The sequence below is a fragment of the Bittarella sp. HCP28S3_D9 genome, assembly GCF_052065655.1.
GTDB lineage: Bacteria > Bacillota > Clostridia > Oscillospirales > Ruminococcaceae > Bittarella > Bittarella massiliensis.
In genome coordinates this window covers 1-18,677 of sequence record NZ_JBQHTP010000023.1, presented here as the reverse complement: position 1 = coordinate 18,677, position 18,677 = coordinate 1, and the positions used below count along the sequence as shown (strand labels likewise).

The 18,677-nt window shown below is 65.0% G+C and carries 13 protein-coding genes; 3 read left to right on the top strand and 10 right to left on the bottom strand.

From position 1 onward, the window contains the following. Positions 1 to 62 precede the first annotated feature (62 nt). Positions 63 to 635 carry a chromate transporter gene (locus ACTNAU_RS11170; protein WP_059005000.1) on the top strand — a complete coding sequence of 191 codons (573 nt, stop codon included), beginning with the start codon at positions 63 to 65 and terminating at the stop codon, positions 633 to 635. Then, on the top strand, positions 632 to 1,198 hold the full coding sequence (locus ACTNAU_RS11165) for a chromate transporter (RefSeq protein ID WP_441098468.1): 567 nt from the start codon (positions 632 to 634) through the stop codon (positions 1,196 to 1,198). Before ACTNAU_RS11170 ends, ACTNAU_RS11165 begins: the two co-directional genes overlap by 4 nt. Before the next feature lie 756 nt (positions 1,199 to 1,954). On the opposite strand, the gene ACTNAU_RS11160 is transcribed toward ACTNAU_RS11165, so the two are convergent. The 10 genes from ACTNAU_RS11160 to rlmD form a co-directional block, all read right to left on the bottom strand. After that, positions 1,955 to 2,893, bottom strand: coding sequence for a phosphotransferase family protein (locus ACTNAU_RS11160; protein ID WP_441098467.1), 939 nt, complete (start codon positions 2,891 to 2,893; stop codon positions 1,955 to 1,957). Continuing rightward, entirely contained in the window at positions 2,890 to 3,456 is a 567-nt protein-coding gene (locus ACTNAU_RS11155) for a DUF3783 domain-containing protein (RefSeq protein ID WP_185915271.1), read from the bottom strand. Before ACTNAU_RS11155 ends, ACTNAU_RS11160 begins: the two co-directional genes overlap by 4 nt. 126 nt (positions 3,457 to 3,582) lie before the next feature. Next, positions 3,583 to 5,019 carry an esterase/lipase family protein gene (locus tag ACTNAU_RS11150; protein WP_243164291.1) on the bottom strand — a complete coding sequence of 479 codons (1,437 nt, stop codon included), beginning with the start codon at positions 5,017 to 5,019 and terminating at the stop codon, positions 3,583 to 3,585. A gap of 23 nt (positions 5,020 to 5,042) precedes the next feature. Continuing rightward, positions 5,043 to 8,132 carry an EAL domain-containing protein gene (locus tag ACTNAU_RS11145; RefSeq protein WP_441098466.1) on the bottom strand — a complete coding sequence of 1,030 codons (3,090 nt, stop codon included), beginning with the start codon at positions 8,130 to 8,132 and terminating at the stop codon, positions 5,043 to 5,045. A 58-nt stretch (positions 8,133 to 8,190) separates the two neighbouring features. Next, positions 8,191 to 9,045, bottom strand: coding sequence for an aminoglycoside 6-adenylyltransferase (locus ACTNAU_RS11140; RefSeq protein ID WP_441098465.1), 855 nt, complete (start codon positions 9,043 to 9,045; stop codon positions 8,191 to 8,193). Between the two features lie 163 nt (positions 9,046 to 9,208). Next, positions 9,209 to 10,300, bottom strand: a complete 1,092-nt coding sequence (locus tag ACTNAU_RS11135; RefSeq protein ID WP_441098464.1) for a hypothetical protein — start codon at positions 10,298 to 10,300, stop codon at positions 9,209 to 9,211. A 50-nt stretch (positions 10,301 to 10,350) separates the two neighbouring features. Next, positions 10,351 to 10,821, bottom strand: coding sequence for an LURP-one-related/scramblase family protein (locus tag ACTNAU_RS11130; protein ID WP_441098463.1), 471 nt, complete (start codon positions 10,819 to 10,821; stop codon positions 10,351 to 10,353). 52 nt (positions 10,822 to 10,873) lie between these two features. After that, positions 10,874 to 11,131, bottom strand: coding sequence for a DUF1232 domain-containing protein (locus ACTNAU_RS11125; RefSeq protein WP_441098462.1), 258 nt, complete (start codon positions 11,129 to 11,131; stop codon positions 10,874 to 10,876). 167 nt (positions 11,132 to 11,298) lie between these two features. Further along, the gene (locus ACTNAU_RS11120) at positions 11,299 to 15,441 is read right to left on the bottom strand and encodes a leucine-rich repeat protein (protein WP_441098461.1); all 4,143 of its coding nucleotides are present in this window, start codon (positions 15,439 to 15,441) and stop codon (positions 11,299 to 11,301) included. Between the two features lie 429 nt (positions 15,442 to 15,870). Next, on the bottom strand, positions 15,871 to 17,241 hold the full coding sequence (gene rlmD, locus ACTNAU_RS11115) for a 23S rRNA (uracil(1939)-C(5))-methyltransferase RlmD (protein ID WP_441098460.1): 1,371 nt from the start codon (positions 17,239 to 17,241) through the stop codon (positions 15,871 to 15,873). A gap of 606 nt (positions 17,242 to 17,847) precedes the next feature. On the opposite strand from rlmD, the gene ACTNAU_RS11110 reads away from it, so the two are divergent. After that, positions 17,848 to 18,600: a GNAT family N-acetyltransferase gene (locus ACTNAU_RS11110; protein ID WP_441098459.1), complete on the top strand. Its 753-nt coding sequence runs from the start codon at positions 17,848 to 17,850 to the stop codon at positions 18,598 to 18,600. Positions 18,601 to 18,677: the final 77 nt, after the last annotated feature.

Here is an 18,677-nt window from a genome sequence, read left to right as displayed (position 1 = left end):
ATCATTTTACAGATTGCAAAACAAGTGCTATAGTTCTCGTGTGCTGCGCGTCGCGAGAAAGGATGATTTTTTTGAAGCAAAGGACAAGGACCTACGCCTGGCTGTTTGGCGTCAATCTGTTCATCAGCGCCTTTACATTTGGAGGGGGCTACATCGTCGTGCCGATGGTGCGCCGGTATTTTGTGCAGAAAAAGCGGTGTTTTACAGAGGAGGAGCTGATGAGCATGGCCGCCATTGCCCAGTCCTCGCCCGGGGCGATCGCCATCAACCTTTCGGCGCTGGCGGGCTACCAGGTGGCCGGTTTGGGGGGGGTGCTGGTCAGCTGTGTTGCGGCCATCCTCCCCCCGCTCCTCATCCTTGGGGCCGTGTCCGCCTTTTACAGGGTTTTCATCGCCAACGCGGTGGTGGCCGCCGTGCTGAAGGGGATGGAGGCGGGGGTGGCGGCGCTGATGGTGGACCTGATCGTGGACATGTGCGCCATGATCGTGAAGGAGAAGTCCGCCTTTTTGACCGCCATGATCCCGGTTGCCTTTTTGGCAAACTTTGTCTTTCAAATCGGCGCCGTCTACATACTACTTGCCTGCTGCCTGCTCTGCATTGCGCGGGCTGTCTGGAAGAGGAGGGGAGTGCAGTGAGCGCGGTTTTGCAGCTGTTTTGGACCTTTCTCAAAATCGGCCTGTTCAGCATTGGGGGCGGGTACGCGATCATCCCCCTGATCCGCGAGCAGGTGGTGGCGAATTCCGGCTGGATCAGCTCCAAAATGTTCACCAACATCATCACCATTTCCCAGATGACGCCGGGGCCCCTGGCCGTCAATACCTCGACCTTTGTCGGGCTGCAGGTGGGGGGGATCGCCGGGGCCGTTGCAGCGACGGTCGGCTGCGTCCTCTGCGGCATCGTCATCTGCCTGCTGCTGCACCGCTTTTTTCAAAGGCACCAGAGCTCGATCTACGTGTTTGAGGTGTTGAACGGGCTGAAGTCGGCCTCTTTGGGGCTGATCGTTTCGGCGGCGGCGACGATCGTCCTGACGGCGCTTTGGGGGGCGCAGTCGGTGCCCATTTCCGACGCCTTCTCCCTCTTGAATGGGACGGCCCTGGCCATCTTTTCGATCGCCCTTCTGGTTTTGCGAAGGTGGAAGCCAAACCCCATGCTCGTCATGCTGGCGAGCGGGGTGGCCGGGCTGCTGCTCTACTCGTGACGGGGCGGCCACCGCAAGGGGGACAGGCGGGGCGGTTTTGACCGGCATTTTCAGCGGGGCGCGAAAAGGGGGGTGCGCCTGCCTGCCGTCTTTGGGCGGGGGCGGTGAGAAAGGCCCCGCCCGGATGAGGAGAGGAACGGCCTGCCGCTCTGGGGCGACAGGCCGTTCCTCTTTATCGCTTTAGCGGCCGCACCCTGGTTTTGGTGGGGGGCAGGCGGCTTTGGTTTGGGGCTTTTTGAGGGCCACTGGTTTTGCCGAGGGGGACGCGTTGCTTTGGCATGGGATTTTCTGCTGTTCCTTAGTTCTGCTGGGAGGACGAGTTGTTTTGGCGGGGAGCTTCTGCTGCTCCCTGCTTTTGCCGGAGGGCAAGTTGCTTTGGCAGGGGGGTGCCGCCTTCGAGTTCTGCTGAGGGAGAAATTGCTTTGGCATAGGGCTTTCTGTTATCGCCTGGTTCTGCTGGGGGGTAGAATGTTTGGAGCGAGGTTTTCTGCAAGGGAGGTGCCGAGGGAGGGAAAAGGAAGGCGCTCTCTGGAGAGGGATGGCGCGAGCGGGTGCCCTGGATTGCCGATGGCCGTCGCTTTTTATGCCCGCGGCAGGGGGGAGGCGGCAAATCGAGTTCAACGCCCTCACAGGGGTAGACCTATGTAACGCCCTTTTCGGGCTGGTGCGCGCCACTTCATTGGTGGTCTTGCTCTCCGTGCTGCCTTCGGTGTGCATGCGGCCCCCTGCTGGCCGAAAAATCGCGGCCAGAGGGGGTCAGTCCAGATAGGGGGCGGCTGTCTCGAGGGCCGCCCGCAGCTGCGACAGATGGTCTTGCAGCCGGGGGTCTTGGCGGTCGATCTCCCCCGGGGGGAGGGTGCCCAAGTACCAGCGCAGGGTGTCCACCCGCCGCAACAGGAGAAGGGCCGCGTAGCGGGGGCGGTGGGCTGCCCAGCGGGCTTCGCTCCAGCCGTAGCCCTCCAAAAAGGCCTGCCACTGGTCGCCCGAGTGGCGCTCCAGGGAGGAGACCTCGTAGTCGGGGCAGGCGTGGACCGCGGCGCAGCCGAAGTCCACCAGGGTGGCGCCGCCTGGCCCACAGAGGAGGTTGCGGGGCGACAGGTCCCCGTGGCAGAGCCCCAGGGGGATGCGGCGGGGGTCCAGCCCCGCCCACAGACGGCGGATCGACCCCTGTGCCGAGCGGGGATAGCCGCCCAGCGCGAGCACCGGGTCGCCCTCTGCCAGGCAGGAGAGGTTGTAGGCGATCTGCCGCTCCAGAGTGGGGGAGAAGGAGTCGCAAAAGCGGTTGTCCCCCGCCCACTCCAGCCCAAAGCCCTGCACCGGGATTTGGTGCAGCGCCCGGGCGAAACGCCCCAGTTCCCGCCAGAGGGAGAGGGCCTCCTCCCCCGAGAGGGTGGTGCCGGGCCGCCCCTCCACAAACTGTTCCACCAGGTAGGCGGTGTCCTCTTCCGCCCCGCAGAGGAGGGGGCGGGGGACCGGCAGGCCCGCCGCCTCGGCGGCGCGCAGGCACCAGACTTCCTTTTGGTACTCCCTGAGGGCCCCCGGCCGCAGCCGCAGGAGCAGCTTTTCGCCCCCGGCGAGGCGCAGCGCAAAGACCCGGTTGACGCTGCCCAGGCCGCAGATCTCCTCGACGGCGAGAAGGGACCGGCCCAGCTCCTCTCGGCAGAGGCGCCGGGCCAGTCCCTCGGGATGGGTCACAGCCGGGAGAGGGCCGCTTCCAGCCCCTCGATGGCGTTTTGCAGGGTCAGGGGTTCGGGGGCCTTGTCGGCCTCCAAGATCCGGCGGCCCTCCAGGGCGGCGGCGCGCAGTTCGGCGTCCCCGTCGGCCCGGGCCTCGGCCTGTTCGGTCAGCTGGGTGAGGCGCTGGATCCGCAGAAAAAAGCGGTGCTCCTCCTGCAGTTCAGAAAAGAGTTTGGCGAGGGTCCACTCCCGGTTGTAGGGGGTGATGACCGCCTTGAGCTCGATGGTCAGTTCGCTCTCCTTCAGCTGGGCCAGCAGGTGGTCGAGCCGGTCCTTGGTCAGGCCCCCCAGCAGGATGGCCTCCTCCCGCACCGGGGCGGGGGGCTGGGCGGGCGGCTCTGCGGGCTGGTATCCCGCCAGCCCGGCACACCAGCCGATGGTCTGGCAGAGGTCGTCCGGCCCCAGCTCCCGGCAGGGGATGCCCAGGTCGCCAAGTACCTCCTGCACCCGGCGGCCCCGGGGCGTGCCCTTTCCCAAATGGTAGAGGAGAGCGATCTCCTGAGGGATCATCCTCGCTTTCATGGCAGTTCCTCCCAAATCATTGTGTTCTTCGCTATGAGTATACACCAAAACCGGCAAAATCAAAAGCGCCGGGGAAAAGAAAGGGCAGGCCCTTTCCAAAAGGACCCGCCCTCTCTACATAAAATTTCAAAAGCCCATCTCCCGCAGGCGGGCCACCAGTTTGACGTACTCTTCCCGCACGTCGAAGCCGCGGTAGTCGTCCCGCCGCAGGTCGATGACGTCCCCGTGGGAGATGCCCCGGTAGCCGGCGGCGCGAAAGACCCCCAAAAAGTTGCCCCAGACCGCCGAGGGGACCGACACCAGCCCGTCGTTGGGCCCCTCTGCCGCCTTGACCACACAGTAGGGAAAGGCGAGGACCATGTCGCTGAGGGCCCCCTTCATCACCGAGGCGCAGCTCTGGTAGTAGACGCCGGGACAGTCGGGGGCGATTTGGGCCAGGTGGGCGGCGTAGGCGGTGGTGAACTCCCGGCTGGCGGTGTAGAAGTCGGGGTGTGTGTCGCCCAGTCTGGCGAACACCCGGTCGACTGCCCGCGCCAGGGCGCGGTAGAGGCCGTCGGGCATCTTCACCAGCCGGTCGATGACCTGGGAGCCCCGGTGGGGGGTGGAGACGGTGGTCAGGGAGGCCACCTGCGCCCCCATCCCCAGGCAGCTGATCATGTAGCGGGCGTCCAACCCGCCCTTGGAGTGGGCGATGATGTTGACCTTTTCGCTGCCGGTCTCCGCCAGGATGGAGAGCACCCGCCGGCGGATGTCGGCGGCGTTTTGCTCCACCGTCCCCCAGGCCTCCTGGTTGCCGTAGTAGAGGCGGGCCCCCAGCCGGGTGAGCTCCTTGGGGATGCGCCCCCAGTAACAGAAGTGCCGCAGGTCGCGAAAGCCCACCCCGTGCAGAAGGAGGATGGGGTAGCGGGTGGCGCAGAGGTCGGACTCGGCCCGCACCCGGCGCACCCCCTCCATGAGACAGCCGTGGTCGTACTCAAACCGGGCCTGCCGGCAGAGGTACCAGGCCGCGAAGAGGCCGATCACCGGCAGGGGGAGGAGGAGGATGACCACCACCCGGCGCACCAGGTTGAGCCATTTGGAGGTGCAGAGGATCCGCAGCACCCCGTTTGCGCAGAGCGCCGCGGCCAGGAGGAGGGAGACGGCAATGTCCGCCGCCACCAGCGGCCAGGGGAGGGAAAACCGCCGGGCCAGCCGGGGGTAGAAAAGCCAGATGGGGATCTGCGCCAGCAGGGCGTAGATGCCCGCCATGGTGAGAAACCGCCCGTCCCAGAGGACCCGCAGCCGGACCGTCTCCCCATCTCGCCGCGCGCGGGTGGGGAAGGCGCTGAGGCGGACGGCCCCGTAGAGCCAGAGGAGAAGGAGGGCGGCCAGGGCGAACCCCTTAGATAGGGGCGGAGCGGCCCACCCCCAGAGCAGAAAGAGGAGCAGCGGCAGGTGCGGCAGCGCCGGCAGGGCGAGGGCCAGCACCCAGCGCCGACAGAGGTCGATGCGCCCGCACCCGTCCAAAATCGCCAGGGTGAGGGCGGCGGCCAGCGCCGGCAGGGACACCGAGAGTGGGAACAAGGGGAGGACCTCCTTTTGTGCGGTCAGTTGTCGGGCTGCTGCCGGCCGCTCTCGGCCCAGCGCTCAAAGTCCTGCTGGGCCATGGGGCGGGCGAAGTAAAAGCCCTGGATGGTGTCCAGCCCCATGGGGCGGACGATCTGGTACTCCTCCTGGGTCTCGACCCCCTCCAGGCAGACGTGGATGCCCACGTCGTGGCAGAGGGCGACGATGAAGCGGATGAAGGTGGCGTCGAAGCGGCTGTTTTGGATCCCCTTGACAAAGTCCCGGTCGATTTTGACGATGTCCGCCGGCGCCCGCTTGAGGATGTTGAGGGAGGAGTAGCCGGTCCCGAAGTCGTCCATGGCCAGGCGGATACCCGTCTTCCGGATCTCCTCAAAGGTCTGGGACATGGCGTCCGCGCTGGAGGCGATGTAGGTCTCGGTCAGCTCCAAGACGATGTGGGCGGGGTCCACCCCCATGTCCAGCAGGGTCTGGCGGAGAAAGGGGAGAAAGTCCGGCTGGGACAGCTGCAGGTAGGAGAGGTTGATGCTGAGGGAGAAGTCGGGGAAGCGGTCGACCCACTGGGCACAGGTGCGGACGGCGCTGGCGAAGATCCATCGGCCCACCGGGTGGATGAGCCCGCTCTCCTCCAGGAGGGGGATGAACTCGCTGGGGCCGACGGGGCCGTAGTCGGCGCACTGCCAGCGGGCCAGCGCCTCGGCCCCGCAAAGGGCGCCGGTGCGGGCGTCCACCTGGGGCTGAAAGGCCAGGGAGAAGCCCTCAAAGTCCCGCTCGACGCTGGTGCGCAGGTGCTCGATCAAGTCGAGGCTGCGCTCTTTGGAGAGGAGTATGGAGGGGGAGAAGGGGACCAGCTGGTTTTTCCCCCGCGCCTTGGCGTGTTCCAGGGAATAGGAGGCGTACTTGAAGAGGTCCAGGTAGTTGTTCCCGTCGTCGGGGTAGAAGGCGGAGCCGGCCGAGAGGGTGCAGTAGTACCTGCGGCCGGAGAACTCCTGCTGGCGGGAGAAGATGTCTCGCAGGGCGCTGTAAAACTGCTCCGGCCCCGCGCGGCCGCCCCCGCTGAAAATCACCCCGAACTCGTCGCCGTCCAGCCGGTAGACGGTGGCGTTGGAGGGGAGAAAGGTCTGGATCTTTTGGGAGGTGATCCGCAGCACCTCGTCCCCAAAGACCCGATCGTAGAGGTCGTTGACCCGCTTGAACTCGTCGAGGCCGAGGACCATCACGCTCAGGCTCTGGTCCGGCCGCTCCTGCAAAAAGTGGTTGACGTCCTCCTCAAAGACAAACTTGTTGAGCAGCCCGGTCACGTGGTCGATCTTGTTTTTGCGCCCCAGGTTGGCGATGGTGCCGGCAAAGAGGACGGGTTCCCCCTGCTCGTCCCGCTCCACGTGGCCGCGGCAGCGCATCCACACCCACTCGCCGCGGCGGTTTTTGGCCCGGTACTCGATGTTGTGGCAGCTGGTGCGGCCGTCCTCGATCTCCTGGTTGGACTCCAAAAAGGCCTGTTTGTCGTGGGGGTGGATGCGGCTGCCCCAGACGGCGGCGGCATTCTTCACCACCTCGCAGGGGAGGTCGAACTCCTCCACCATGGCCGGGGGGTAGCGGAAGGTGCCGGTCTTCATGTTGCAGACATAGACGTAGTCGTCGGTGCTCTGCACCAGGGCGTCGTAGAGGCGGTCCTTGTCGTAGGTGAAGGCCTCGACAGACTCGTCGGTCTCGCCGACGGCGGCCCGCTCCTCCGCCCGCTGGATGTGCAACAGCCGTTTCTGCCGGTACATCTGCTCGTCGGCGCGGGACAGGAGTTCGTCCGCCCCCAGCCCCTCGTCCAGCGGCACCTGCACCAGCCCGTAGCAGAAATCGGGCTGGTAGGGGAGTCCGTTCTCCTCCGCCAGGGCGGACAGCGCGTCCTTGGCCGCCTCGATCTTGGCCCGGGCGGCGGCCTCGTCGCTGTTCCAGAACACCAGGCAGAATTCGTCCCCGCTGAGGCGAAAGGCGTAGTCGGCGCTGTCCAGCTGGGAGGTGACGGCCTGGGCGGTCAGCTGCAGGGCGCGGTCGCCCTCCAGGTGGCCGTACCGGTCGTTGATCTGCTTGAGGGAGTTGACGTCGTAAAAGCCCACCACCAGGGGAAGGGCGGCCCGCTGCGCTGCCCAGATGGACTGCACCAGCGCCTTTTTGCCCGAGCGGCGGTTGCGCACCCCCGTCAATTCGTCGATGGAGGCGGCCTGGAAGAGGGCCTTGCGCTCGGTGATGTCCATCGACTGCTGCAGGTGTACCCGGGAGCCGTCGACCCACTGCACCAGGCTGTCGTAATTTTGGTAGGTGCGGCCGGTGCAGCTGTTGTGCTCTTCCCAGACGCAGGAGGGATTGTCCGAGGGGTCTTGCAGCAACAGCTGCACCGGGCAGAACTTGCAGCGGCCCTCCTGGTCGGACTGGAGCACCTGCCAACAGATCATCCCCTCCGGCTCTTTCAGGGAGAACGCCTCTTTCATGGTGCGGTTCATGTAGAGGATGCGGTCGGTCTGGGGGTCGGTGATGTAGATGTTGGCCTCCAAACTGTCCATCAGAGCGCCGAAGATGAAGGATTGCAGGCGGATGTCGTCCATCCGCCCCTGTTGGGCAAAGAAGAGGGAGAGGATGTCGGCCAGCGATCCGAGGGCCGCCCGTTCCCCCTCGGTCCAGGTGCCCTTTTCCCGCGCCTTGCCGAGGTAGAGAAAGCCCAGGAGGGCGCCCTCCCGCTCGATGGGGAGTAGGGTGGGGGAGTAGGGGGGCGTCTGGTCGCCGAGGATGTCCCGCACCATTTCCTCTACCGCGCTGTCCTCCGGCGGCTGCCCGCGGGTAAAGGCGTCGATCAGCGGGGGGAGATAGCGCTCGAGAAAGAGGGGATAAAAACGCTCCCACCGCTCCTGCGACTCGCCCCAGAAGGCCGCCTCCGCGGGCTTTTGGGCGCTGTCGAGCCGCAGAAAGGCCACCCGGCAGACCGGGACAGAGTGCCCCACAAATTCAGCCAGGCAGCACACCCGCTGTCGGGGGCTGGAATCGCTTGAAAAGAGGGGGCGCAGGGCCAAAAACCCCTCGTATAGCTGGTAGAGGGGGCCCTGCCCCCGATTGCACTGTTGCATGATCACACGCTCCCACTTCTTGTTTGAGGTGCTCGGATGGCGGCCGGCCGGGAACGGGTCACCCGGCAGGTCTGTCCAGGAGGCGGTTCAGGTACGCGGTGACCCGCCGCTCCTCCTCTTCCCGGTAGAGGTAGCCGAGGGCGGCGGCCACCGCCCTTGCGGCCCGGGAGAAGAGGCGGCCCAAATCAAAGAGGGACCGGCGGCAGGCGGGGTAGCTGTCACAGCGGCAGGTCGCCAGCAGGGCCTGCCAGGTCTCGGGGGGAAAGTATTGTTCCAGGTACTTGCCGCACTTGCCGACACTCACTGAAAAGCCGGTCTGACAGCCCACCTGCCAGCTGAGCATCCGCACCAGTTCGCCCTGCAGGGCGTGCAGGTGTTCGGCGGCGTAGAGGATCTCCCCCCGGCAGATGCCCTTGAGCACGTAGGGGGAGAGCCACCAGAACTCGTTGCAGCAGGCCCAGAACTCCGCCTGGCTGGGGCGCACGACCCAGTGGCAGCGGTCGCTCGGCGGGGGCAGGGGAGGGCAGCGGCCGTCTTTGTCCAGCAGGATGACGGTCTGGGTGTCCTCTTGGAGATAGTCCTCCAGCATGTCCAGGGTGCGCAGCATCAGGTCGATGCGGTTGCCGTCGGCAAAGAGCATCAAGTAGGTGTAGGCGCCCCCGAGGGAAGGGGGGAAGAGGACGCCGTCCTCCGGGGTCTGCAGGATGACCCGCTCGCCGAATACGTCGATCCAGCTGGGGTCGGCCAGGAAAGGGGCCATGTCGGTGACGAAGTAGACCACGTCGAAGTCCTGAAAGGCGTCGCGGGGGGCCTGCGGGTTGGCGCGGGAGCCGTTGAGGGCCACTAGGCGGACGCGCGGGTCGCTTTGGGCGGTATCGAGGATGAGACGGTACATCTCCTGTTCGGTGCGCATGGCGGGAGTCCTCCTTTGTCTTGACCAAATAGATAAATCCATTATACAGGAAAACGGGGAACAAAAAAACAGCTGAACCAAAAAGAACAGCTGTTTTGGGGGCATTTTGTGGACATTGTCGCCGGGGGAGAGGGGATTTGGACTTCAGAGAGGGCGGGGGCACTCAGTCGCCGACGCCGGTGACGAGGTCGGGGTCGCTGTACTCCTCCTTGAGGATGTCGTAGCCCTTCCAGTCCTCGCTGTACTGCACCTCCAGAGAGAAGACGCAGCGCGCCGCCTGGCCCGACTCGTTGAAGGTGCTGATATAGCCGTCGGCCAGCACCCGGCCGTCTTCGCCGACGGCAAAGTCGGTGAAGGTGACGGAGCTCCCCTGGCCGACGTAGCGATAGCGCAGGACGAGGTGGTCTTTGCGAATGTAGGAGGGACGGGCGCCCTTGACCACGTATTCTCCCTTGGAGGGGTAGTGGACGTGGCTCAACAGGTAGGCGTTGAGGTCGCTCTTCGCAATGGAGGCGGGGTTATAGCTGTTGCCGACCACGATTTTCAGGGGGATGCTCACGACCTCGCCGCCGGGGGTGCGGGCGGTGATCTCGGTCTCGCCGTCCTGCAGGATCTGCAGCTCGACCGAGAGGCGATATCCCGTGCCGGAGAGAAGAGGGACGGGTTTTTGGGGGAGAGAGGCGGCGGCGACTTCGGGGTGGGAACTCTCCAGCTGGATGTAGGGGTAGTCCTCGCGGAAGGCCGCCTCGTATTGGAGGGTGACAGAGGCGGAGCGGCCCGCCGTGTCGCTGGAAAACCACCTGGCCTCGGAGTCGGCAAACTGCAGGGCGGTGACGGTACAGCTGTCCTCGTCGGCGGCCACCTCCTGTTTGCTCTGCACTACCTTGAAGAGTTGGGGCTGGCTCTGCACTTTCCCGTCGGCGCTCTGGCAGTAGACTTCCGCCAGGCCCGGCTCCTTGGGGGTGGCCACCCCTTTGACGAGATTTACAAAGGTATCGTCCATCGCCACCGCCAACACGTCCGGGTTGGTGGAGACCCACTGAAAGTCCTCCGCCGAGAGGCTGGCACTGCCGGGGCACTTGGCGGTCAGCTTGACCGGTTTGCTGTTGTCCAGTTCTAGAAGGAGGGCGGCAGGGCGCTGAAAATCGATCGAGGCAACGGGATCCTTCACCGTCCCCTCCTGCTTCTGGCAGCCGGTGGCCGTGAAGAGGAGCAGGGCGGCGCACAGCAGGGACGCGGTTTTTTTGAGAGACATGGTGGAGGGCCCTCCTTTGAAAAGAAGTGTTTTGGAAATGCCGGGCGGCATCACCCGTTTGAGCAGTTGGCCGCGTCGATGGCCAGCACGATCATCAGGGCCAGCAGCGCGTTCCCCTGCTCGGCCACCTCGATGACATAGGTGTCGGTCCAGTGCAGCGGCTCTTTGTAGACCCGGGCGATCTCCCGCCCGGCGGCGTCCAGCACCTGGTAGTTCCAGCCCAGCCAGTCCCCCTCCACCCGCCAGCCATTGCAGTCGAGGGTGTAGGAGGGGCGAAAGAGGGTGAACTCCCGCTTGATTTGGCCGATGCAGTGCTCTCCCAGATAGAGGGCGAAGCGGGGGAGAAAGGTGAGCACCTCCTCCTTGACCTGCCCCAGATATCGGTCTTGGGTGTCGTAAATTTCCAGCCGGTGCCCCCAGGAGAGCTGCCCCTTTGCGGTGAAGAGGGAGGCGCCCCACTCGTCGTAGATGTCGTAGCTGTCAAACCAGGAGAAAAAGCGCTGTCGGAACAGAAGTTTCATAAAAGTCTCCTCTCTGCCCACTTGGCGGGGCGGGGATCGGTGGAAAAAAGTCCTAGCGCCACACCGCCTTGACGACGAGCCAGGCGATGAGGAGCCAGAACAGGAGGACGGGAAGGGCGCAGTACCACCTTTTGGGCTTTCCGCCCCGCCAGACCTCTGCCGACCGCTCCCTGCTCCGCGCCCAGACGTCGGCCGGGATGCAGTGGACCGTCAGGGCCACCAGGGCCGGCAGCAGGAGGAGGTCGTCCAGATACCCGAGCACCGGGATGAAGTCCGGAATGAGGTCGATGGGCGACAGGGCATAGCCCACCGTCAGGGCGGCGAGCGCCCTGGCGAGAAAGGGGGGTCTCCCTGTCTTTAAGGGCGATAAAGACGGCCGGAATGTCGGTCTTTAGCTGCTTGGCCCGCGCTTTGATGGCGTTCATCTAATTTTCCCCCCAATTTTTGGACGGAGTTTCCCCAGCTGCAAAGGGCCCCTCACCGGCGGTATCGCCTGCCTCCGCGCTGAGCCTTTTTGGACCGGATGCCGGCGGCCGCCAGCCCTGTGGCCGAGAGGGCGAGCAGGGGGAGCCACAGTCCGGCGCGGCTGCTGTCGCCCGTTTCAGACGGCGCGGCCGGCGCAGAGGGGGCGTCGGGGGAGTCGGGCGCTGCGGTTTCGCCGTCCGCACCCTTCTTGGTGCAGTTTTTGAAGACCGGCGTCTCCGAGAGGGGGCGGCCGTCCAGGGACCACACCGCAGAGGAGACAACATACCTCCCTTGCCCCTCGCCGATGGTGAGGGTGAGGGTGTACACAGACGCGTCGTATTCGACGGCGTCGGCGTCGCCCCCGATCTCTTCGACAGAGTAGGTATAGACGCCCGCACGGTCAAAGGAGAGGGGGGCAAAGAGCACGTCTTTCCCGGCGTTGCCCTTTACTTGAAGGGTGTTTCCCGACGCGTCTTTCAGCGCGAACTGAAAGGCGCCGTCCTCGGCTGGGGCGCCGTCGAGGAGTTTTTCCACGGCGACGGCGTAGCTGGCCGGCAGCAGGGTCTCGCCGCCTGAGGGCGTTTGGGCGTTGGTCACGACGATCAGCCAGTTCCCGTCTTGGCCCCGCTCGACGGTGTAGCTCATCTGGAAGCCGGAAACGGCCTCTTCCTTTACCGCGATGTCGGTCAGGTCGGCGGGGACGTGCGCGAGCACCCCCGTCCAGTCGTTTTGCGCGGTGAGGGTCACCGAATCCAGGGCATACCCGTTTGCCAGCACCTGGATCTTCACCCTGTCTGACGATATGGCGGAGGCGGGGGACCACACTTTTTTCACGGTGATGGTCTTGAGGTATGAGGGGTCGTATTCGCCCACCACGACGCCGCCGTTGGCCCCGATCCCGCCGCCGCGCGTCGCCTTGTTGCCGACGATGAACAGCTTTGCGCTGCGGTTTGCGAGTGCCGACGCGCCGGGGGTGACGACGGCTTTCAGCGCCAGATTTTCGCTGGAGTTTTCCACTGCCAGGGGCTCGCTGTCGCCGCTCTCCGGGTCATAGCGGGGCACAGAGGCGCTGACCGAGGTGATCGCCGTGGGGGAGGGGACGTAGACGCCGCCATCCCGGTACCAAGAGACGGCGCCGCCGCCGAGCAGCCGCTTGGAGAGGGTCGCATTGTGCTGGTCGGTGGAGCCGTTCACAGTGGCGATGACAAAATCATCTCCCGCCCCACCGGCTGTGTTGGCGTATATCGCCCCGCCGTTTTTGACATTGACCACCGCTTCGCCGGTTTGGCAAAACCACATGCCGCCGCCGAGGGAAGTGGCGGTGTTCTCGGTGATGACGGCGTTGTTCAGGGCCATGGTGCTGTAGCTGGAGGTGTTGCCCTCGCTGTACATCCCGCCGCCCTGTACAGCCGAGTTGCCGCTGATGATGCCCGCGTTCAGGACGACGAAGTTGCTGAACGAATAGATGCCGCCGCCGGAGGCGTTGATCCCGTTGACCGCCCGGTTGCCGGAGATGACGCCCCCGTCCATGACAAAGGAGGTCTTGTACTGGGCGGTGTGGGATTGCACCCCCGAGTCCACCACGCAGACGCCGGCCCCATTGCCGCCGGTGTTGTCGCTGATGGCGCCGCCCTCCATTGAAAAGTCGGCCGCGTCTTGGATGAACACCGCGCCGGAGGAGGTCAGCTGGCCGTAGGCGGCGGTCTTGTTGCCGCTGATGGTGCCGCCCGTCATCCGGAAAGTCGCCCTGGAAGCGGCGCTGTCGGAATAGGCGAAGACGGCGCTTCCGCGGTAACCGGTGTTTTCGCTGATCTCCCCGCCCTGCAGGGAGAAGGTGCAGCCGACGGTGACCATCACGCCGGAGGAGGTCAGGAATGCGTTGCCGCCGGAGCACTGGTTGGCCGCGATCCGGCCGCCATTCATGACAAATTCGGCGCGGTCGAGGAGCAGGACAGCGCCCGCGATCTGCGCGTCGACGATCCTGTTCTTGGCGATCAAACCGCCGTTCATTTCAAAGGTTGCGCCCTCGCCTGTGACCAAAACAGCGCCGGAGTTGAACGAGCTGATGTTGTAGTCGGAGATGGTGACGCCCTCCTCCACGACCAGCGCGCCCCTGTCGACGATGGTGCCGCGGCCGTAGGCGCTTGTCAGATAGTGGCCGCTTAGTTTGAGTTTGCCCGACAGGGTCAGGGTGGCGCCGCTCTCCACGGCGATGAGGTCGGTCAGGGCATTGGCCTGGTTGGCGGTAATGGTGTAGCCGTTTTCCCCCTCGGCGCGCAGGCGGATCTTTTTGCCTGCGGGCACCGTCACCGCCTGGTCGAGCTTGATGTCCTTTTGGATGAGGAGGGTGGTCTCTTCCCCGGCGGGGGCGCCGTCGATGGCCTGCTGCAGCGTCGGCGCGTCGGCCCCGTCGCGGATGGTCTCGCCCACGTCGCCGATGGACTTGACCAGGTAGATCACCTCCACCCCGTCGGGGATGGCCCCGGCGGTCACGGTCACGTCGTCGGCGCTGGCGTTAAAGGTGACCGTCTGCAAACTGGTGTCGTCGGCAAAAACCGAAGAGGGGACCGTCTCCACGCCGCTGCCGATATATGCTGTGCGCAGGGCGGTGCACCCCTGGAAGGTATTTTCTCCCAGCGAGGTCACCGAGTCGGGCAGGACGACGGTTTCCAGGGAGGAGCATTTCCAAAATGCATAGCTGCCGATGGAGGCGAGAGAGCTGGGGAGGTCTATCTCTGTGAGGTCGGTGTACAAAAAAGCCCAGACGCCGATAGAGGTCAGCTGGTCGCTCAATTTGACCGAGGAGATGCCGCTGTAGCTAAACGCCTTGTCGGGGATGGCGGTCAGCTTTGACAAATCGAGCGCGCAGGTGAGGTTGTAGCACTCGTAAAAAGCGTAGCTGCCCAGCGCGCTCACCTGGGACAGGTCGACCGCCTGGGCGAGTTGATCGCACCCGCTAAAGGCGTAGCTGTCGATGAAGGTCACCGCAGACAAACTCGGGATGGCGGTGAGGGCGGCGCAGTCATAAAAGGCGCTCGAACCGATGGAGGTGATGGCCCCCTCTGCCGTGACAGCTGTCAACTTTGTGCAGTCGCTGAAGGTGTTGGAGGGGATGGTGTCGACGGAGGCGGGGAGGCGCACCTCTTTCAGAGAGGTGCAGCCCGAAAAGGTCGAGCCCTCGCCCAGTTTCAACCCGTCCGGCAGGGCGATGCTCGTCAGCGCCGTGGCCCTTGAGAAGGTCCCCGGCCGGGAGAGGAGCTTCAGCGTGCTGGGCAGAGAGATCTGCTTCAGGCTGGTACAGCCGCTCACCATGAGGTTGGAGGCGATCTCTTCCACCCCCTCCTGAAAGGTGAGCGCCTCCAGCTTGGCGCAGGACTGAAAGCTGCCATCGAAGACGGCGATGGAGCCGGGAATGGTGACGGCCGTCACATTGGGGAATTTTCGGAACGACTGCTGGTTGACCGTCGTCATTGTGTCCGGCAGAACGACGCTCCCCACATTGTTGCGGCGGGAGCTGGAATTAAACACCGGGTTTTTCGCCCAGAAGACATCGGTCACCCGGTAGGAGGCGCCGCCGTAAGGCACCGTGTCGGGCACCGCGACGGCTGTCCCCTCTGCGACCGGTTCGGACACATCCGTCAGGGTCGCCTCGCCGGTGTCGGGATACAGGGTAAAGGTGAAGGTGAGGCCGTCGACTTCCAGGGTCGCCTCCTCGATGGGGTCGGCGGCGCGCGGCAAAGCGGCGCCTGTTTTTTGGGGAGCGCTGGAAATCACCGTCACCGCCGGCATATTGTCGGCGGTGTAGGCGCCGTTCAGAAAGGCGGCGGTCAGGCGGTAGGTCCCCGCTGTGTTCGGGTCGTAGTCCCCCACCCATGTCACCCCGGCCGCTGTGCCGCTGTTGGGGGCGGCCTCTTCCGGCGCGGTGTTTGGGGCCGCGCCGCCCTCGGTTTTCGGGGCAATTTGCAGAGAGTCGGGCAGGCCGATCTCCTCGAGAGCGGTCCCCGTGGGGACACGGTACTCTGCCTGCACCTGGGATGTGACAGAGACCTGCACGGGGTCTGACGCAAAGGTGTGCAGCGGCACAGTGCCGGCAAAGATGAGAAGCGACAGCGCGACCGCTGACGCCCCGGTGCATAGTTTCCGCAGTGACTTCATAACGTTCCCTCGCTTTGTAAATTCCGCGCTCTGGTATTTGCTGAAATGGATGGTGCGCGCAGAGGTGTCGGCGCACTTTTATCTCGCCTTTAAATTATACCATAAGCTCTAGCGTTTTGGAGTCATTGCACCGCGAAAGAGGGGAATTTTTTTACTGCGGGAAAGGGGCTAAAAACCAGGCCGGAATTTTGAGCGCCAGCGCCCCCGCTGCTGGCGGGGAGAGGGGGAAAGGCCCCTTCAAAGAGACTTTTCCCAGTGGGAGAAAAGCCCAAGGGCGATGGGATGACCCGCTTTCCCACCTGCGCCGGGCGCGCTGGCGCAATCCGACTGGACTGTGCGGAGATACAAAAAACGAAGGGGGCGGGCCCCCTTCGTTTGGCGGTGGATCGGTCGCGGGTGGAGCGAGGCGGTGGACAGCTGGAGAAACCCCTATTTTGCCCCCTGGCTGTTTTGGGTCAACAGCACCACCGTCTCGACGTGGGCGGTGCGGGGGAAGAGGTCCACCGGCTGTATCTGCTGGGCGGTATAGCCCCGCTCGGCAAAGAGGGCCACGTCCCGGGCCATGGTGGCCGGATTGCAGGAGATCATCACCACCCGGTCGGGGGCGAGACGGGCCACCTCGTCGATGACGTGGACATCGCAGCCCTTGCGGGGCGGGTCCAGGACCACCGCGGTGGGGGAGATGCCGTTTTGGGCAAAGTAGTCCACCGCCTCTTTGCAGTCGCCGCAGAAAAACTGGGCGTTTTCGATGCCGTTTAGGGCGGCGTTTTTCCGGGCGTCCTCCACCGCGGCGGGGACGACCTCCACCCCGTACACCTCTTTGACCTGGCCGGCCATGGTCAGGCCGATAGAGCCCACCCCGCAGTAGAGGTCGAGGAGGACGTCCTCCCGGCTCAGCTGGGCCATCTTGGCGGCGAGGGTGTAGAGGGTCTCCGCCGCGTCCCGGTTGACCTGGTAGAAGGAGAGGGGGGAGAGGGCAAGGCGGATGCCGCAGAGCTCGTCCACGATCCGCTCCTCTCCCCAGAGGAGGGTGCACGCCTGCCCCATGATCACGTTGGTGGCCCGGCGGTTGTGGTTGAGATAGATGCTGCGGATGTCGGGGAACTGGCGGGTGAGGGCGTCCACCAGCTGGCCGCTGTGGGGCAGCCGCTCCCCGTTGATGACCACCGTCACCATGATCTGCCCGGTCTTTTGGGCCAGGCGCAGGCAGAGGTGGCGCACCAGCCCGCGCTGGTTTTCCTCGCTGTAGACCGAAATCTTGTGGCTCTCTAAAAAGCGGCAGAAGCAAGCGGCGATCCGGTCAAAGACGGGGGGGTGTAGGGAACAGCTCTGCAGGGGGACGATGCGGTGGCTGTTTTTGCCGTAATAGCCGCAGACCACCCGTCCCTCCCGGTCGAGGCCGACCGGGAGCTGGCACTTGTTGCGGTACCCCTCCCGCCGGGGGCTGGGCAGGCAGGGGGGGAGGGTGCGCTCCATCCCCGCCCCCTTTTTCAGGCAGCTCTCCACCGCCGCCGTCTTGATGGACAGCTCCTTGCGGTAGGTCATCTGCCGGTAGACACACCCCCCGCAGCGGGGCCAGAGGGAGCAGTCGCTGTCGATCCGGTCGGGGCTGGGCTCCAGCACCACCAGCAGCCGGGCAAAGCCGTAGTTTTTCAGCAGCTTGAGCACCCGCACCTGCACCCGCTCCCCCTCGATGGCACCGGGCACAAAGAGGGCAAAGCCCTCATGCCGGCCCACCCCGCTGCCGTCGTGGGTGGTGCCGGTGATGAGCAGTTCCAGTTCGTCGTTTTTCTTTAACATTTCAGTCAATACCCCATTGTGGCGGGCCGGGGCCCGGTGATGTGCGCCCCCCAAAAAGAGACTGGTCGCGGGGGCGGGAAAGAGAATGGCCCTTGGCGGCGCTCCTCCCTGCGGGGAGGGAGGCCGCCCCCGCGAGGGGAGCAGGGGGGGAACAGTCCCATCTGCCCCGGGGCGGGAAAGCCAGCAAAGTTTGTTTAAGGTCATTTAAGGCCATTATACCACAAGTGCCAAGCGCGGAGTGGGATTGGCCTTGGGACAGGGAGCAAATGCGGTTTGCGCAACTGCCCGGCTGTCCCGGCTTCACGGCCGCCCCGGATCCGCGGGCGCGCTGGGACAGAGAAGTCTGCAAGTGCAAAGTGCGCAGCGGTGTTGGCCATGGGGCGGGGGCAGAAGCGATTTGTGTGTCTGCCCGGTGGCCCCTGCTCCACGGCTATACAAAAACCATTATACCATAAAATCGCGCACAGGGCACCGGCCTGTCTGCGCGCCCTGTCGAAAAAGGGGGAGAGTCGGGTTGAGGAGGGCGGGCAGATGTGCTATTCTGGTCAAAAGAGACCGGCCCGCCCGAAGGAGGGTGGGCCGGTGAGAGAAGGGGGAGGGGCGCAGATGGAAGGGCGTTTTATCAACTTGACGGAGGAAAACCTCGCCGACGAACACCTGTGCTGCATCATTCGCAGCAAGGTGGTCCACCCGGGGGTGGAGGCAAAGCGGCAGTGGCTCGCACAGCGGCTGAAGGAGGGGCACGTCTTTCGCAAGCTGGACGAGGCAAAGGCCACCGTCTTCATCGAGTACGCGCCCCTGGAGACGGCCTGGGTCCCGGTGATCGGCGAAAACTACGACTACCTGTACTGCCTGTGGGTCACCGGCGCCCACCGGGGCAAGGGGTACGGGCGCGCCCTGATGGAGTACTGCCTGGCGGACGCCCGGCAAAGGGGGCGCTCCGGCGTCTGCATGCTCGGGGCGAGCAAGCAGAAGTCCTGGCTCTCCGACCAGGCCTTCGCCAAGGGGTTTGGCTTTGAGGTGGTGGACACCACCGCCAGCGGGTACGAGTTGCTGGCCCTCTCCTTTGACGGGACGGCGCCCTCCTTTGCGCCGAACGCCAAGAGGGAGCGCATCGAGGGCGAGGAGCTGACCGTCTACTACGACATGCAGTGCCCCTACGTTGCGAGGAGCGTGGAGCGGGTGGAGGCCTACTGCCGCGAGAACGGCCTGCCGGTGTCCCTCATCCAGGTGGACAGCCTGCAAAAGGCCAAGGAGCTGCCCTGCGCGTTCAACAACTGGGCCGTCTTTTACAAGGGGGTCTTTCAGACGGTGAACCTGCTGGACACCGCCCAACTGCAGAGGATGTGCAGGCGGTGACCGGCCAAAAAGAGAGAGGGAGGGGGGGGGGGGGGGGGGGGGGGGGGGGGGGGGGGGGGGGGGGGGGGGTGGTGGGG

Coding starts and splice junctions, on each gene's coding strand:
- ACTNAU_RS11170 (WP_059005000.1), top strand. CDS start 63: ATGATTTTTTTGAAGCAAAGGACAAGGACCTACGCCTGGCTGTTTGGC.
- ACTNAU_RS11155 (WP_185915271.1), bottom strand. CDS start 3,456: ATGAAAGCGAGGATGATCCCTCAGGAGATCGCTCTCCTCTACCATTTG.
- ACTNAU_RS11145 (WP_441098466.1), bottom strand. CDS start 8,132: ATGCAACAGTGCAATCGGGGGCAGGGCCCCCTCTACCAGCTATACGAG.
- ACTNAU_RS11140 (WP_441098465.1), bottom strand. CDS start 9,045: ATGCGCACCGAACAGGAGATGTACCGTCTCATCCTCGATACCGCCCAA.
- ACTNAU_RS11135 (WP_441098464.1), bottom strand. CDS start 10,300: ATGTCTCTCAAAAAAACCGCGTCCCTGCTGTGCGCCGCCCTGCTCCTC.
- ACTNAU_RS11130 (WP_441098463.1), bottom strand. CDS start 10,821: ATGAAACTTCTGTTCCGACAGCGCTTTTTCTCCTGGTTTGACAGCTAC.
- ACTNAU_RS11120 (WP_441098461.1), bottom strand. CDS start 15,441: ATGAAGTCACTGCGGAAACTATGCACCGGGGCGTCAGCGGTCGCGCTG.
- rlmD (WP_441098460.1), bottom strand. CDS start 17,241: ATGTTAAAGAAAAACGACGAACTGGAACTGCTCATCACCGGCACCACC.
- ACTNAU_RS11110 (WP_441098459.1), top strand. CDS start 17,848: ATGGAAGGGCGTTTTATCAACTTGACGGAGGAAAACCTCGCCGACGAA.